Raw genomic sequence first — 14,502 nt, forward strand, 5'->3', positions numbered from 1 at the left:
TAATTTGATAAATATTCATTCTTTAACTTTAATTAAATTTCCAATTCTGTTTACAACATTGTCAATAGCTTTTGAAGTGTAATCTATTGGAATAACGATAATTTCTCTTTCAAATAGCATTTTATTAATAATTTTTTTAGCAGTTTTTGATTTTTTAGTTAATTCAGCTATCCAAAATCTCCAATTGAAAATCCTATTAACAATAAACATGCTGATTTCTGCGAATCTAATTTCTTCTCATTCTTCACCTAATTTCATTTTCAATCTTCTTAAAATGCCTTTTAAGGTGTGTGCTTCCCTACCAGTTATAAATGCTCGATTAATAATATTTTTAAAAGATTTAAATCCAGTTTTTTTCTTATGTTCTGGAATGTTTAAACTATCTATTAAATCATACATATCTTTTAATAAGTATTCTTTTTCGGTTTTAGTACTTTTTTCAAGACCTTCAACACCAAATTCATGTTTATTTTTAAATAACTCATAAAATATTATTGCTGCGGCGTGGGAAATATTCATTATTGGATAAACTGGGTCTGTTGGAATTGAAACACAGATATCACAATCATTTATTTCTTCATTTGTAAGGCCATTTCCTTCTCTTCCAAATAATATTGCAACATTATTTGAAATATTAATGGACTTACCTAATTCATCAGGTTTAATTGGGATTCTAGATAGGTTATAGCTGCCTCCAACAGTACCTGTAGATGCAACTTTAAAATCTATTCTTTGGCTTTGATAAAATTCATCTAATGAATTATAAATTTTAGCAGTTTCTACAATGTATTTTCCATGTGTAGCTTGATAATATGTTTCATTAGTTAATTTAGGAGGATTAATCAATATTAAATTTTTTAATCCAAAATTTGCCATAGTCCTTGCAAGAAAACCAATATTTCCAGGGGTTTCACATTCCACAAAAACAATATAAATATTTTCTTTAAATGATGATATTTCATTTTTTTTCGATTGTTTTGTAATCTTTACTCTTCCAAGTCCTCTGGATTGCTTTTTATCCTTTGATTTTTTGGTGGAGCTTGCTTGTTTTTCTTTTTTTTCTTTATTTTCAGGAGAACTTATTTTAGGGGTTTCTACAATTTTTTCTTCCTCAACAGCAACATCTCCTATTTTAACCAACTCCTATTCATATGCTTTATCTAATAATTCAAGAATGTGCATGGATTTTATATTAGAATAGCCTGATTCATCAAGACCATCTTGAAGGTTTCTCTCACAGAATGGACAAATTGTAATTACGGCTTCAGCTCCCGTATCTTTAATCATTTTAGCTTTATCTTTTGCTAATTCAAGTGCAATTTCTGGTTTTCCAGATTTTATTCCTCCACCGGCACCACAACATTGACAAGGATATTTCATTTCTTTAAATTCAACTCCTTTAATCATTTCTATGATTTCACGTGGTTCATCTTTAATACCTTGCCCTCTAGCTAAATGACATGGGTCGTGCCATGTTACAATCATATTTACATCTTTCATTTTTGATGTATTAAGTTTATCAACTAAAAATTCACTAATATCCATTACATTTAGCTTTGAGCCAAATTGCGGATGATTATTTTTAAGTGTAGCTCCACAACCAGAGCAAAGAGTAATTACGGTATCATACTCTTTAAATACTTCCTTATTTTTATCAACAAGACTTTGAACAGCATCTACCTGTCCAGTTCTTAAAAGTGGAGAACCACAGCAAACTTGACCCTTAGGCACATCAATTTTTATTCCATTAGCTTCGCATACTTTAAGTAATTTATGTCCAACATGTTGGAGACGATAATCAAGCATACAACCAGTAAATAAAGCTATTTTGGAATTTTTATAGTTTTCAACTTCATCAATAAATGCAGTACCATTAGGTTCTTGTAGAGATCTTCCAGTTTCTAAAACATTTTTTTTAATTGCTACATGTTCTAGGAGAGGTCCTAAATCATCTGCACATGCAATTGCTCTCATTCTTTCTATTGCATCACCAAATGTGTTAATATCTTTAGGACAAACAGATTTACATTTACCACAACTAGTACAATTGTATAGTCCTTCACTTAAACTTTCTTTTATTCTGGTTTTAAATTCATCTCTTGGGTCTGATTCAAACTTAGAGATGTACCTCATAATATAAGGTCCACCAAAGTCTTCAGTTGCAATATTAACCACTGGACATGTTGATAAACATGAATAACATTCAATACAGCTTCTAACTTTTTTTGTCTCTTTTATATTATCTTTAGTTAATCTATTATCTAATCCATTTGTGTGTTGGTTATCTAAGGTTAATTGTAAATCTTTAACTTTATTTTCAATACTACTCTTATCCACTATTAAATCTTTAACAATTGGGAATTTTAAAGGCTCAATTATAGCACCATCTTTTATATCTTTTTGGCAAGCTAGTGCTCCATTCCCGTTAAATAAGATTCCACAAGATCCACACTGACCTGCTCTACAAGAACTTCTAAAACTAATGTCTTCATCATATTTATCATTAATAGCTTGAAGAGCATCTAGAACTTTCATTTGAGGTGTCATTTCGATTTTATAACACTCTAAATGTGGTTCAGAGTCGGTTTCCTTATTGAATCTGGAAACATATACTTTTATCATTTATTCTCCCCTCATTTAATAAAAGCTTAACAATTCATTATAATATAATATTTATACTGTGAACTATTATATAATATATTGTATTAGATTTTTGAATTATTTTTTGGTGAAAATAAAATGAGTTTAAAAGAGTTAGTTACAGGCAAATCTGGTGAAAAACAGTTTTTATTAGGTAATGAAGCAGCTGTAAGAGGGGTTATAGAAGCAGGTGTTTCTATTGCTGCTACCTATCCTGGAACTCCATCATCAGAAATTGGAAATGTATTATCTGTTTTGGCAAAAAAGGCTAATATTTATTTTGAATTTTCAACTAATGAAAAAGTTGCAATGGAAGTAGCTGCAACAGCTGCTGCTTCTGGACTTCGTTCATTTACTTTTATGAAACATGTAGGTATGAATGTAGCTAGTGATTCATTTATGAGTACTGCATATACTGGTGTTAAGGGAGGAATGGTTGTTTTATCTGCTGATGATCCTTCACTTTTTTCATCTCAAAATGAGCAAGACACACGTAATTATGCAAGACTAGCTAATGTTCCGATTTTAGAACCTTCAAATTGTCAAGAAGTAAAGGATATGGTTAAATACGCTTTTGATTTATCTGAACAGATTGGTTTACCGGTAATTATTAGAACAACCACACGTGTATCTCATATGAGGGGTGTAGTTGAATTTGGAGAAGCTAATGACAATGCTACAAATAATGATAGTCATTGGAAGAGAGGTCATTTTAATAAAAATCCTTCAAAATATGTTCCAGTTCCAGCATTTGCAGGAAAGATGCATGAACGATTATGTTTTAAAATAGAGGAATTGAATTTAATTACAAATAAAAGCGGTTTAAATAAAAAAATCGATGTTGCATCATCTAAAAAGTATGGTGTAATTGCATCAAGTAGTGCTTATAATTATGCTCATGATGTTATTAAATTTAATAATTTAGATGTAGATATCTTAAAATTAGGATTTTCTTATCCATTTCCAGATAAATTAGTTAGAGAATTCTTAAAAGATTTAGATGAAGTTTTTATTGTTGAGGAAGTTGATCCGATAATAGAAAAAGATACATTAGCTTGTATTGGGCAAAATGAATTAGATGTTACTATTCATGGTAAATTGGATGGCACATTTCCAAGATGTATGGAATTTAATTCAGATATTGTCGGAGATGGCTTTAATAAATTTTTAAATTTCAAAGAAAATAATGAAATTAAATTTAGCTCAAGCTTAGAAAAATTAGCTAGTGAAATTCCATCTAGAGCACCTGTATTCTGTGCAGGTTGTTCTCACAGAGCAATGTACTATGGAATTAATAAGGCTATTGAGAACATTGGATTAACTTCAAGAGATGTTGTATTTGCATCAGATATTGGTTGTTACACATTAGGAATTAATCCACCTTATGAAGCTGCCGATTACTTATTATCTATGGGTTCAAGTGTAGGTAATGGTTGCGGATTTTCAGTTTCCACAGATCAAAAAGTTGTAAGTTTTATTGGGGATTCTACATTTTTCCATAGTGGTATTTCTCCATTAATTAATGCAGTTCATAATAAACATAATTTTGTATTAACTGTATTAGATAATCGAATTACTGCAATGACAGGAGGTCAACCAAATCCTGGAATTCCTGTTGATGGAATGGGGGATGAAGCTCCTGAAATTTCGATTCGTAAAGTAGCTAAAGCTTGCGGATGTTCATATGTAAGAGTAATAAATCCATTTAATTTAGAACAGGTCATTAAAACATATTCCGAAGCACTTCAACGAGACGATGTTGCAGTTATTATTTCAAAAGCTCCATGTACTTTAATTAAAGGCTTAACAAAGAAACCTCCAGTTAAGTTAGTTGAATCTAACTGTAATCATTGTGATAAATGTATAAATGAGTTAGCTTGTTCAGCTATTTCAAAAGTCGATGGAAAAATCGTTATTGACCAATCATCTTGTGATGGATGTAATGTCTGTACTCAAGTTTGCCGATATGGTGCTATTGAATCAGGAAGGATGTGAGAATATGAATAATCATTATAATATATATATTTGTGGTGTTGGTGGTCAAGGAATCATTAAAACTTCCACAATTATTGGTGAAGCTGCAATGAATCAGGGTTTGGATGTAATAATGAGTGAAATTCATGGAATGTCTCAGAGAGGAGGATCTGTTTCTACGGAATTAAAAATTGGAGGGTTTGATAGTTCTATTATTCCAGCTCAATCCGCGGACATGTTACTTTCTTTTGAACCTATTGAAACAATTAGGGGTCTTAATAAAGTAAATAAAGATAGTAAAATAGTGTTTAATACTCATCCAATTGTCCCATCTTCTTCAAAAACTCCATACCCTAGTGTTGATAAGATTACAAGTGTTCTTAAGGAAAATTTTAATAATGTTCTTCCAATTGATGGAACAGCACTAGCTTTAAAAGCGGGCAATGTTTTATCTTTAAATATGGTTCTTTTAGGAGCAGTAACAGCTGATGATAAGTTTCCACTTTCTAAAGACTCAGTAATTGAAGCTATGAAAAATAGTTTAAAACCTAAGTTTCATGAATTAAACTTAAAAGCTATTGAAAGTGGCTACAAGTGGATTAAAGGTTAAATATTAAATAGTATTAGGTTTATATTTTTAATTAATTAAGATTGTTGTGGTATTATGACTTACAAAATTGATAATGCTATTGTTAAAAAAGGAAAAGATGGTAGGTTAACATTAATTGACCCTGAAAACATTTTCCAAAATGAAGATGCTTTTATAGCTATTAAAAGTGATGATTTAATTACTATTCAGCTTTTAATTAACAGTATTTTAACTAATGACTTTAAAAAATGGAAAGAATTAGGTAAAATTCCAGATAGGGAACCTATTAAAAGTCTTTTCATTCGTTTAGGATACTCTAGAAACGATATTGTTAATTTATTAAAAGAGTTTTAAAAAAATCAAAATAAGGAAAAATTGTTCCTTATTTATTTAATTTTTAGATTAAAAATTACTGAAGTTATATCTTTTTAATATCTTCTTCAGTTAATATTTTTATTTCACTATTTTTCAATGCTTCAATAGCTTCTTCCATATTTTCTAATCTCATAACAACAATAGCTTCATCAGTGTTACTACTTACAAATGCATATAAGTATTCTAAATTAATATTTTTATCATCAAAAACAGCTAATGTTGAGTTTAGTCCATTTGGTTCATCAGGAACTGCTACAATAATAACTTTATTTTCTTTTACAATAAACCCATTATTTTCAAGTGCACTAACTGCTTTTTTGTTATCTGATGTAATTAATCTTAAAATTCCGTATTTTGTTGTATCAGCTATTGAAAGAGCACGAATATTCACTCCTTCTTTAGCTAGTGTATCAATAGCTTTTTTAATTCTTCCTTCTTTGTTTTCTATAAAAACTGAGATTTGTTGAACATCCATTTTATCACCTTTTATAAGTTACGCTCATCTATTACACGAATAGCTTTTCCTTCGCTTCTTGGAAGAGATTCTGGTTCACATAATGTTACTTCTACTCTTAAACCGGTTTCAGATCTAATTGAAGAGGCAATTTCTTTTTCTACTCTTTCCATTTCTTTCATTTCATCAGAGAATAATTCTTTTGATGCTTCTACTTTAACTTCGACTTCATCTAAAATTTTAGGTCTAGTTACATGTATTAAGTAGTTAGGGCTAATTCCGTCAATTTTAAGCAATGCTTTTTCAATTTGTGATGGGAATACCATAACGCCTTTGATTTTAAGCATATCATCGCTTCTACCAGTGATTTTTGTCATTCTTATAGTTGTTCTTCCACATTCACATTCATCTGCTATTAATGAAGTTAAGTCTTTTGTTCTAAATCTTAAAATAGGCATTCCAGTTTTTGTTAATGAAGTTAAAACAAGTTCTCCTTCTTCACCATAATCTAATGTTTCACCAGTTTCTGAATTTATGATTTCTGGGTAGAATTGGTCATCTTGGATGTGCATGCCATTTTGTTTGCTACATTCTTGAGCAACACCAGGACCCATTACTTCGGTTAGTCCATATATGTTATATGCTTTAATACCTAATGATTTTTCAATTCTTTTTCTCATTTCATCGGTCCACATTTCAGCTCCATGTATTCCTGCTTTTAAATTAATTTCATCTAAGCTAATCCCTGCTTTTTCTCTAGATTCACCTAAATACATAGCATATGAGGGGGTACATGTTAATATGTTACTTTGAAAATCAATCATTGTGTCAAGTTGTTTTTTTGTATTTCCTGCAGAAATTGGAACTGTAATTGCACCTAATTTATTTCCTCCGTGGTGAATACCAAATCCACCAGTAAATAATCCATAACCATAGGCGTTTTGGATAATTTCATCTTTTTTACACCCTGCCATTACAAGTCCTCTAGCAATACATTCTCCCCAAATATCTAAGTCATTTTGTGTATATGCAGTTACACTTGGTTTTCCTGTTGTTCCAGAGGATGCGTGAATCTCAACTATTTCTTCACGAGGAACTGCAAGTAGTCCTAATGGATAAGCTTCTCTTAAATCATTCTTTGTTGTAAATGGAATTTTTTCTATGTCTTTTAATGTTTTAATATCTTCAGGTTTTATTCCTGCATCATCAAGCCTTTTTTTGTAAAATTCAACATTTTCATAAGCTAATTTTACAGTTTTTTGAAGTCTTTTAAGTTGTAATGCTTTTTTTTCTTCTTTTTCCATACATTCGGCTTTTTCGTTAAACACCATAGTATCCCTAATTTAAAATTTTTCTTCAATGTATTGATTTATTGTTAGTTTATTCATATAAAACTTTACAATTGACGCCATTATTGTACAAATATGAACATTAATGTAATTTATAGTAATATTTAAATAATTTTTTAATTAAAAGTTAATGTGTTAATATTATTAGGTTAATATTAGAGGTTTTTTATTATGGACATTATGATTTTGGCAATTGTATTTATAGTTTACATATTTGCTTTAGTTTATGTGGGTTATTATGCATGGAAAAAAACAAATTCATCTGAAGATTATATGTTAGCAGGTAAAGATACACATCCATATATTATGGCATTAAGTTATGGAGCTACTTTTATTTCGACAGCAGCTATTGTAGGTTTTGGAGGAGTTGCTGGTGAGTATGGGATGAGTGTCTTATGGTTAGCATTCTTAAATATTATTATTGGTGTATTTATCGCATTTGTATTTTTAGGTAAAAGAACTCGTAGAATGGGACACAGTTTAGGTTCTCTAACATTCCCTGAGTTTTTAGGGAAACGTTTTAATAGTAAATTTATTCAATATGCATCTGGATTGATTATATTTGGTGCAATGCCACTTTATGTAGCCGTAGTTCTTATTGGGGCAGCGAGATTTTTAGAATCTTCTTTAATGCTTGATTTTACTATTGCATTATTCATTTTAGCAATTATTATTACATTTTATGTATTCTTTGGAGGGATAAAAGGTGTAATGTATACTGATGCCTTGCAGGGTACTATAATGGTTGTTGCAATGTTATTTTTACTTGGATATATCTATTGGTTACTTGGAGGAGTTGATACTGCAAATTCTGCTCTTACAAATATGGTTAATTTATATCCGGCTTCATCTATTGAGACTGGAGGAACAGGTTGGACGACTTTCCCAAAATTTGGGACACCCTTCTGGTGGAATTTAGTATCATCAGTTTTTGTTGGTGTAGGTATTGGTGTACTTGCTCAACCACCATTAATTGTAAGATTCATGACAGTAGAATCAGATAAAGAATTAAACAGATCTGTATTGATTGGGGGTATTTTTATTGCAATAATGCCAACTACAGCTTATATTGTAGGATCACTTTCTAATGTTTATTTCTTTGATAAATTAGGTAAGATAGCAGTAGATGTTGTTGGAGGAAATATTGATAAAATTATTCCAACATTTATTACAATGGCTTTGCCTGAATGGTTTATTTATTTATTTTTATTGTCATTAATAGCAGCAGCTATGTCTACAATTTCATCTCAACTTCACACCCAGGGAAGTGCATTTGGAATAGATATTTATGGTACTTTAAGAGACAAATCCAAACAAAAATTAGATCAAGTACCTATTACTCGAGTAGGAGTATTAATAGCTATAATATTAGCTATTGTCATGGCTTATACTCTTCCAGGAAGTATTGTTGCTCTTGGAACAAGTTTATTCTTTGAAATTTGTGCAGCTGCATTTTTACCAGTATTTTTAGGAGCTCTTTATTGGAGAGGAATTACAAAAATGGGAGCTATTGCAGGAATAATATCTGGAACATTTGTAAGTTTATTTTGGTTAATTTTTGTATTTGCAAAAACAGCTACTGGCCTTGGAATATGTAAACTTATTTTTGGTGTTGAAACATTACTTTCTACAGTCCCATGGCCATTTATTGATGTAATGATAATTGCAGTTCCTGTATCTGCATTTTTCACCATTGTTGTAAGTTTGCTTACTAAACCATTAGAACAAGAGGTTCTTGATAAAGCATTTGAGGATATTGATAATAAAGGAAGTGGAGTATAATGATGGTTTTTGGTATTGAAGACCCATGGATATGGGGTGTTTATGTTCTAATCATATTATCCGCTCTTTTATGCGTGGTTTATGGTATTCTAAATTGGAATAATGGGGATTAAATCTTTTTCTAATCGGGAAAAATATTTATTTTTATTTTTTCCCAATTATTCAATGTTTGCTGTTTTAATGCATTCATTTTAGGTTTGTGCGAGTCACGATTAATGCTTTTTACTTTAAATTTCATGCTCTTAAATATGATCTTTTTAAGGGGTCTGAATTTTTTTATAAAAATTCTTTCTATTTTTTTTTTTTACTTTTGTAATGTTGAGTTATTTGTGTTTGTAAAAATACATGGTAATTATTTGCTATTTTTAAAAATGGTTCAACAATATCGTTAAATTTAAAGATCAAATTTACAAAAATCTTTCACAACAAAACCCACAAAATCTTCTAAAATGCACTAAATATGATATTAAATTTTCAAAATAGAGTAAAAAGGCTTTTATTTTGATGTTACACCAATTGACTTGGATTTTAATTTCAATAGGAATAAAAAGACAAAAGAACACCCCAATTCTTTAAATTTAAAATAAAGTTATTCGTCATTTAAAGGATATTACATTGGATTTAAAGCAATTGTTGCCATAGATTTCAATAATATGAATTCTGTTTGTATTTTAATCCGTTCAGGAGCTCCAAATGATGCAAAACTTTTTGAATCAGGGAAACTCTCCAAAAAAGACGAATTATACAAAAGGTGAGGCCATAATTTTTGATAAAGATTATTATAGCTATAAAAACTACCAATTAGGAATCAATACAACTCAAGAACAGCCATACAACAATTTCCTATCAAAATGCAATTATGGATTAAATTAAAAAAGTTAATGATTTCAAAAAACCTCAGATTTTATTAACTAAACCATATCATAATCATCAACCCACATGCTTTTTTTATTTTTAATTAAAATTGTTTAAATCATAAAATAATCAATTTGAAGAATTTTCAAAAATTAATCATCAACCAAAAAACATCTTAATCATCAACCACATATATTAATATTAATTAATAAAAATAAGTTGATACCATGTTTGAACCTCAATTTACATATACAAATAAAATTGTAGATTATATTGCAAAAATTGCTTCAGCTAAAGAAATTATTATTAATGCAAAATTAATTCCATTATATGATACTCAATTAAAACAAGAAGCCCTTATTAAGTCTTCACATTATTCAACATCAATTGAAGGAAATCCTTTAAAATTAGAAGAAGTAAAAACATTAATCAATAACAATCAAGAGCCAACTACAAAAGCAGAACAAGAAGTACTAAATTATTTCAATGTATTGAATAATTTAAATAGATATTCAGATAAAATTGTTACCAAAAACACGATTTTATCAGTGCATAAAGATTTGACTAAAGGTTTATTAAGAGATTCTGAATATGAAGGCAAATTTAGAGATACTAAGGTATTTGTTGGTAACCTACATACCAAAGAAATAAATTACATGCCCCCGGATGCTTATAAAGTACCTTATTTAGTAGATGAATTATTGGATTGGTTAAACAATTCGACAGATGAAATATACCCCATTATTATCGCAGGAATTCTTCATTATGAATTAGTACGTATCCATCCATTTATTGATGGAAATGGACGTACCAGTAGACTTATGGCAACATTAATTTTATCAATACACAAATTTAATATTTATAACTACTTCACTTTAGATGAATATTACAATCAGGATAGACAGGCTTATGTTGATGCTCTAAAAAGTGCAGATAAAAATCACGATTTAACTAATTGGTTGGAATATTTCTGTTATGGTGTATTATATTCAATTGATAAAGTTAAATCAGAAGTATTAAGTCTAGCTCAAATTACATCAAAATATGATAATGCCATTAAATTAACTCCAAATGAAATTTCTGTATTAACTCTTCTTGAAGAAAAAAACCATATTCAAAATAAGGATATTCAAAAGTTGCTAAATATTTCTCCTCAGGCCAGTTATAAAATTATTAAAAAATTAAAGGATAAAAAAATAATTGAAAGTACTGGAAAAGGTAGAAATACAGAATATATATTAAAATAAACTTTTTCATAAAACATGAATCAACAACATTAATCATCAACCAAAATATATTTTTTATTTTTAATAAAAACAGTTTAAATCCTAAAATAATTAATTTTAATAGTTTTCAAAAATTAATCATCAACCAAAAAATATCTTAATCATCAACTAGATATGATAGCTGCAAAAGAAAATACTTATAGAGGGTCTGAAATTTTTAGTTTTCTGAAAAGTTGTTGTATTGCTGTTGGGTTATTATTTTCTTATTTTTCTTAAATACTTGTAATGGGTAAAATTATTGTTCATTAAGTTTTGTTATTTTGAAATTATACTGTTGGAAAAATAAAAGAGATGATTTCATACTTGCTAATTCCTAATTGATAATTTTTATAGCTGCAATAACCTTTGTCAAATATTAAAATATCTCATTTTTGTATAATGTGCCTTTTTTATAGATTTTTCATAATTTCATCAAAGCTTTGAATTCTTTGGGTTCCAGATTGAATTAAAATAGAAACTGAATTCATATTATCAATGATAGCTATAGCTTTAAATCCAATGTAAAATCCTTTAAATGATGAATAACTTCATTTTAAATTTAAAGAATTGGGGTGTTCTTTTGTCTTTTTATTCCTATTGAAATTAAAATTCAAATCAATTGGTGTAGCATCAAAATAAAAGTCTTTTTTCATATTATAATTATAATATAATTCTATTTAGTTTTTTAGAAGATTTTGAGGGTTTTTTGGCCTATTTTTAAAAATAACAAATAATTCAACATTACAAAAGTAAAAATTAAGAAAAATTAGAAAGAATTTTTATAAAAAAATTCAGGCCTATAAATCTTTTATTATATTATGCAAGGATAATATTCAATTCAAGATAGAATCAAGAAACCGCCCGCTACCATTACATCAATATGTAACCGTACACAAGCTGAAAAACACAAACAATTAATAACTAAATTATTCTCATGAATTGGAAGTTAGCAATCTGAGTATTATGTGGGTGTTAATAAAGCTGCAGTCAGTACTTAGTGTTGATAGCATAACTAGAGATTATTAAGGCCCTTCACCATCATAAGTAAATGGATCATCATATATTTCATCATCCCAATAATTATCTTCTATATAATCATCAATTTTCTGATTTAATCCATAATTATGATTATCATAGTAGGTATAAGCATCTAAACTCCCATCACTTTTAACTGTAACTTCCTTTGTTAACTTAGCTTTTCTATAATGAGAATCTCCATCAAATTTAACATTGACTTTGTATTTTCCAGCAGGTAGTCTTAAAACAATCTTTCCATCATAAGGTTCATATGCCCAGTTATAATTTCCAAATTCGTCAGTAATATTGTAATGAATGGTTCCTTTACTGTTTATTTCTTTTCCTTTTGAATTTGTAAGTTCTATGGTGATGTATCCTTTGTATGAGAAAACATGTTCTGCGGTGTCTATTTTTATTTTTACTTTTTCTTTTGCAAAAACAGGACTAGTTAATAATAAACAAATCCCTAAAATCATAAGTATAAATAAAATTTTTTTATTCATCCTATCTCCTCATTTTATTGATTAAAATTATATTAATCTAATCCTGTATATAAAATGTTAGTATTATTCAAAGATATAGGTTTCTTCGATTTCCATCATATTTCTGATTTCGGCGGTAGCGTTTTCAATTTAGAAAGTTTCCATTTCCCATCCATTAGCTTTATAAGCTTCGGCTATTTCAGGCATTAGTTCAAATGCTTTATCAACTATTTCAGGATTATAATCAAGATTAGCTTTTCCATAATACCTTAAAAATTTCTCTCCATTCCAAGCGACAATTTCAATGTTTGGATTAACTTCCATTTGTTTGTAAACATCTTTAAAATTTTCAACACCAAAATAAATTTCACCGTCACTTAACATATGGAAACCTAATGGCCTACATTTTGGTTTATCTTCTTTAACAGTTGCAAGGTAGAATACTTATGCTTCACTTATTATTTTATCTATTTTTTCTATATTTGACATATTATCACTTAAAATTTAAAACATTCATGGGTATGATTATTTATAATCCCCACGGCTTCTAAATAGGAATAAATAGTTATGGATCCAATATATTTCATTCCTCTTTTTTTCAAATCATTAGATATCTTATATGAAATAGCAGATTGCGTTTTGTAGTTTTCTGGGGTATCTTTCAAGATTTTTCCATTACTGAATGACCAAATGTATTTGCAAAATGATCCGAATTCCTTTTGAATATCCAAATAAATATTGGCATTGTTAATTGCAGCTTTTAGCTTTCCACGGTTTCTTATTATTCCGGGATTATTAGCTAATTCTTCTAGCTTTTCGTCATCATAATTAGCTATTTTTTGAACATCGAAGTTATCAAAAGCTTTTTTAAAGTTTTCACGTTTCTTTAAAATTGTTATCCATGAAAGACCAGCTTGAAAACATTCTAAAAGAAACATTTCATATAGTTTTTTATCATCATAAACTGGAACACCCCATTCAAAATCATGGTATTTAATGTATATCTCTTCTTTATCTTCAACCCATTTGCAACGTTTTTTAGTCATGATTGATTATTTATTTAATTTTATATTATATTTTTTTCTAAAAAATTCTAGTTTTAAGAGTTGGGGCACTTTCAAAAACTTAAGTGATTTGAATTTTTCTTAAATTTTCGTGCTGAGATTTTTTTTCTTTTTATTTTTCTTTGTTTTTAATTTAAAAGTAGTAAATTTAATATATTGGGTGAAGCTAATATATTAATTTGTCTAATTCAAATATAAAAGCTTCAAATAATTATTATGTCTGATAAACAATTTAAATTTTCCGATTTGATTCCGGGTTTTCGATTTCGCACTAATGAGGATAAAACTCGTATTGGATGTCAATCTATTGATGATTCGTTGTTTGTTTCTACAAGAAAAGGTGAAAAGTATTTTAAATCATTAAATGTTGTTTGTTATGAGTGTAAATCTTATGATGTTGTTAAAAATGGAATTTATTCTAGAAAATTGATTTTTTTAATAAATGGGGAACAAAATTGTATTGTACAGAAATATAAATGTAATTAATGTGGTCATGTTATTTATACTGATTTATTTAGTATTGTTAATTGAAATGCCAATATTTCTATTCCTGTAATTGAACATGTGGAGTATTTGTATAGTTATTTTTTTAAATCAATCACTCCGCAATCAAAATAAAAAATGCATTATAACAGATTTAAAACCAGAATATAAAG

General features: G+C 28.5%; 15 protein-coding genes and 2 pseudogenes. 8 read left to right on the top strand and 9 right to left on the bottom strand.

Going from position 1 to position 14,502, the window contains the following annotated elements; all coding sequences use genetic code 11:
* Window positions 1-15: 15 nt before the first annotated feature.
* The 3 genes from MBORA_RS06100 to tfrB are packed head-to-tail and all read right to left on the bottom strand — an operon-like array spanning window position 16 to window position 2,622.
* The gene (locus MBORA_RS06100; protein ID WP_042694216.1) at window positions 16-210 is read right to left on the bottom strand and encodes a hypothetical protein; all 195 of its coding nucleotides are present in this window, start codon (window positions 208-210) and stop codon (window positions 16-18) included.
* Window positions 211-237: 27 nt separating this feature from the next.
* On the bottom strand, window positions 238-1,140 hold the full coding sequence (locus MBORA_RS06105; protein WP_063720385.1) for a TrmJ/YjtD family RNA methyltransferase: 903 nt from the start codon (window positions 1,138-1,140) through the stop codon (window positions 238-240).
* 3 nt (window positions 1,141-1,143) lie between these two features.
* Window positions 1,144-2,622 (bottom strand): fumarate reductase (CoM/CoB) subunit TfrB, encoded by a 1,479-nt coding sequence (gene tfrB, locus MBORA_RS06110; RefSeq protein ID WP_042694217.1) that lies wholly within the window; start codon window positions 2,620-2,622, stop codon window positions 1,144-1,146.
* Between the two features lie 117 nt (window positions 2,623-2,739).
* On the opposite strand from tfrB, the gene iorA reads away from it, so the two are divergent.
* From iorA to MBORA_RS06125, 3 genes are read left to right on the top strand one after another with little or no spacing between them, the layout of a single operon-like run.
* Entirely contained in the window at window positions 2,740-4,635 is a 1,896-nt protein-coding gene (gene iorA / locus MBORA_RS06115) for an indolepyruvate ferredoxin oxidoreductase subunit alpha (RefSeq protein WP_042694219.1), read from the top strand.
* A gap of 4 nt (window positions 4,636-4,639) precedes the next feature.
* Window positions 4,640-5,224, top strand: coding sequence for an indolepyruvate oxidoreductase subunit beta (locus MBORA_RS06120; RefSeq protein ID WP_042694222.1), 585 nt, complete (start codon window positions 4,640-4,642; stop codon window positions 5,222-5,224).
* 54 nt (window positions 5,225-5,278) lie between these two features.
* Window positions 5,279-5,557, top strand: coding sequence for a hypothetical protein (locus MBORA_RS06125; RefSeq protein WP_042694224.1), 279 nt, complete (start codon window positions 5,279-5,281; stop codon window positions 5,555-5,557).
* A gap of 64 nt (window positions 5,558-5,621) precedes the next feature.
* Here the strand turns inward: MBORA_RS06125 and MBORA_RS06130 are convergent, their stop codons facing one another.
* Together MBORA_RS06130 and MBORA_RS06135 are read right to left on the bottom strand one after the other, a co-directional pair.
* Complete coding sequence (locus tag MBORA_RS06130; protein ID WP_042694225.1) at window positions 5,622-6,053, bottom strand: amino acid-binding protein; 432 nt, start codon at window positions 6,051-6,053, stop codon at window positions 5,622-5,624.
* An 11-nt stretch (window positions 6,054-6,064) separates the two neighbouring features.
* Window positions 6,065-7,363: a phenylacetate--CoA ligase family protein gene (locus tag MBORA_RS06135; protein ID WP_042694226.1), complete on the bottom strand. Its 1,299-nt coding sequence runs from the start codon at window positions 7,361-7,363 to the stop codon at window positions 6,065-6,067.
* Window positions 7,364-7,552: 189 nt separating this feature from the next.
* On the opposite strand from MBORA_RS06135, the gene MBORA_RS06140 reads away from it, so the two are divergent.
* From MBORA_RS06140 to MBORA_RS06145, 4 genes and pseudogenes are all read left to right on the top strand, one after another.
* The gene (locus tag MBORA_RS06140; RefSeq protein WP_042694227.1) at window positions 7,553-9,163 is read left to right on the top strand and encodes a sodium:solute symporter family protein; all 1,611 of its coding nucleotides are present in this window, start codon (window positions 7,553-7,555) and stop codon (window positions 9,161-9,163) included.
* Window positions 9,163-9,276, top strand: coding sequence for a symporter small accessory protein (locus MBORA_RS11385; protein WP_331280284.1), 114 nt, complete (start codon window positions 9,163-9,165; stop codon window positions 9,274-9,276). Before MBORA_RS06140 ends, MBORA_RS11385 begins: the two co-directional genes overlap by 1 nt.
* Window positions 9,277-9,562: 286 nt before the next feature.
* Window positions 9,563-9,997 (top strand): annotated as a pseudogene (locus MBORA_RS11145) (IS5/IS1182 family transposase); the annotation flags it as partial.
* A gap of 248 nt (window positions 9,998-10,245) precedes the next feature.
* The gene (locus MBORA_RS06145; RefSeq protein ID WP_042694231.1) at window positions 10,246-11,265 is read left to right on the top strand and encodes a Fic family protein; all 1,020 of its coding nucleotides are present in this window, start codon (window positions 10,246-10,248) and stop codon (window positions 11,263-11,265) included.
* A gap of 211 nt (window positions 11,266-11,476) precedes the next feature.
* On the opposite strand, the pseudogene MBORA_RS11150 reads toward MBORA_RS06145, so the two are convergent.
* The 4 genes and pseudogenes from MBORA_RS11150 to MBORA_RS06160 form a co-directional block, all read right to left on the bottom strand.
* Window positions 11,477-11,933 (bottom strand): annotated as a pseudogene (locus MBORA_RS11150) (IS5/IS1182 family transposase); the annotation flags it as partial.
* Window positions 11,934-12,305: 372 nt separating this feature from the next.
* Complete coding sequence (locus tag MBORA_RS06150; RefSeq protein WP_042694232.1) at window positions 12,306-12,803, bottom strand: hypothetical protein; 498 nt, start codon at window positions 12,801-12,803, stop codon at window positions 12,306-12,308.
* A 129-nt stretch (window positions 12,804-12,932) separates the two neighbouring features.
* Window positions 12,933-13,166 carry a hypothetical protein gene (locus MBORA_RS11155; RefSeq protein WP_231475996.1) on the bottom strand — a complete coding sequence of 78 codons (234 nt, stop codon included), beginning with the start codon at window positions 13,164-13,166 and terminating at the stop codon, window positions 12,933-12,935.
* A 113-nt stretch (window positions 13,167-13,279) separates the two neighbouring features.
* A complete protein-coding gene (locus MBORA_RS06160) occupies window positions 13,280-13,828 on the bottom strand; it encodes a DNA-3-methyladenine glycosylase I (protein ID WP_042694233.1) in 549 nt (182 codons plus the stop codon).
* Between the two features lie 234 nt (window positions 13,829-14,062).
* On the opposite strand from MBORA_RS06160, the gene MBORA_RS06165 reads away from it, so the two are divergent.
* The gene (locus MBORA_RS06165) at window positions 14,063-14,332 is read left to right on the top strand and encodes a hypothetical protein (RefSeq protein WP_042694234.1); all 270 of its coding nucleotides are present in this window, start codon (window positions 14,063-14,065) and stop codon (window positions 14,330-14,332) included.
* Window positions 14,333-14,502 lie beyond the last annotated feature (170 nt).

This window comes from Methanobrevibacter oralis (assembly GCF_001639275.1).
Lineage (GTDB): Archaea > Methanobacteriota > Methanobacteria > Methanobacteriales > Methanobacteriaceae > Methanocatella > Methanocatella oralis.

Excerpts from the sequence above, each read along its gene's own strand:
- MBORA_RS06100 (WP_042694216.1), bottom strand. The coding sequence starts at position 210 with ATGTTTATTGTTAATAGGATTTTCAATTGGAGATTTTGGATAGCTGAA.
- tfrB (WP_042694217.1), bottom strand. The coding sequence starts at position 2,622 with ATGATAAAAGTATATGTTTCCAGATTCAATAAGGAAACCGACTCTGAA.
- iorA (WP_042694219.1), top strand. The coding sequence starts at position 2,740 with ATGAGTTTAAAAGAGTTAGTTACAGGCAAATCTGGTGAAAAACAGTTT.
- MBORA_RS06120 (WP_042694222.1), top strand. The coding sequence starts at position 4,640 with ATGAATAATCATTATAATATATATATTTGTGGTGTTGGTGGTCAAGGA.
- MBORA_RS06125 (WP_042694224.1), top strand. The coding sequence starts at position 5,279 with ATGACTTACAAAATTGATAATGCTATTGTTAAAAAAGGAAAAGATGGT.
- MBORA_RS06130 (WP_042694225.1), bottom strand. The coding sequence starts at position 6,053 with ATGGATGTTCAACAAATCTCAGTTTTTATAGAAAACAAAGAAGGAAGA.
- MBORA_RS06135 (WP_042694226.1), bottom strand. The coding sequence starts at position 7,363 with ATGGTGTTTAACGAAAAAGCCGAATGTATGGAAAAAGAAGAAAAAAAA.
- MBORA_RS06140 (WP_042694227.1), top strand. The coding sequence starts at position 7,553 with ATGGACATTATGATTTTGGCAATTGTATTTATAGTTTACATATTTGCT.
- MBORA_RS11385 (WP_331280284.1), top strand. The coding sequence starts at position 9,163 with ATGATGGTTTTTGGTATTGAAGACCCATGGATATGGGGTGTTTATGTT.
- MBORA_RS06145 (WP_042694231.1), top strand. The coding sequence starts at position 10,246 with ATGTTTGAACCTCAATTTACATATACAAATAAAATTGTAGATTATATT.
- MBORA_RS06150 (WP_042694232.1), bottom strand. The coding sequence starts at position 12,803 with ATGAATAAAAAAATTTTATTTATACTTATGATTTTAGGGATTTGTTTA.
- MBORA_RS11155 (WP_231475996.1), bottom strand. The coding sequence starts at position 13,166 with ATGTTAAGTGACGGTGAAATTTATTTTGGTGTTGAAAATTTTAAAGAT.
- MBORA_RS06160 (WP_042694233.1), bottom strand. The coding sequence starts at position 13,828 with ATGACTAAAAAACGTTGCAAATGGGTTGAAGATAAAGAAGAGATATAC.
- MBORA_RS06165 (WP_042694234.1), top strand. The coding sequence starts at position 14,063 with ATGTCTGATAAACAATTTAAATTTTCCGATTTGATTCCGGGTTTTCGA.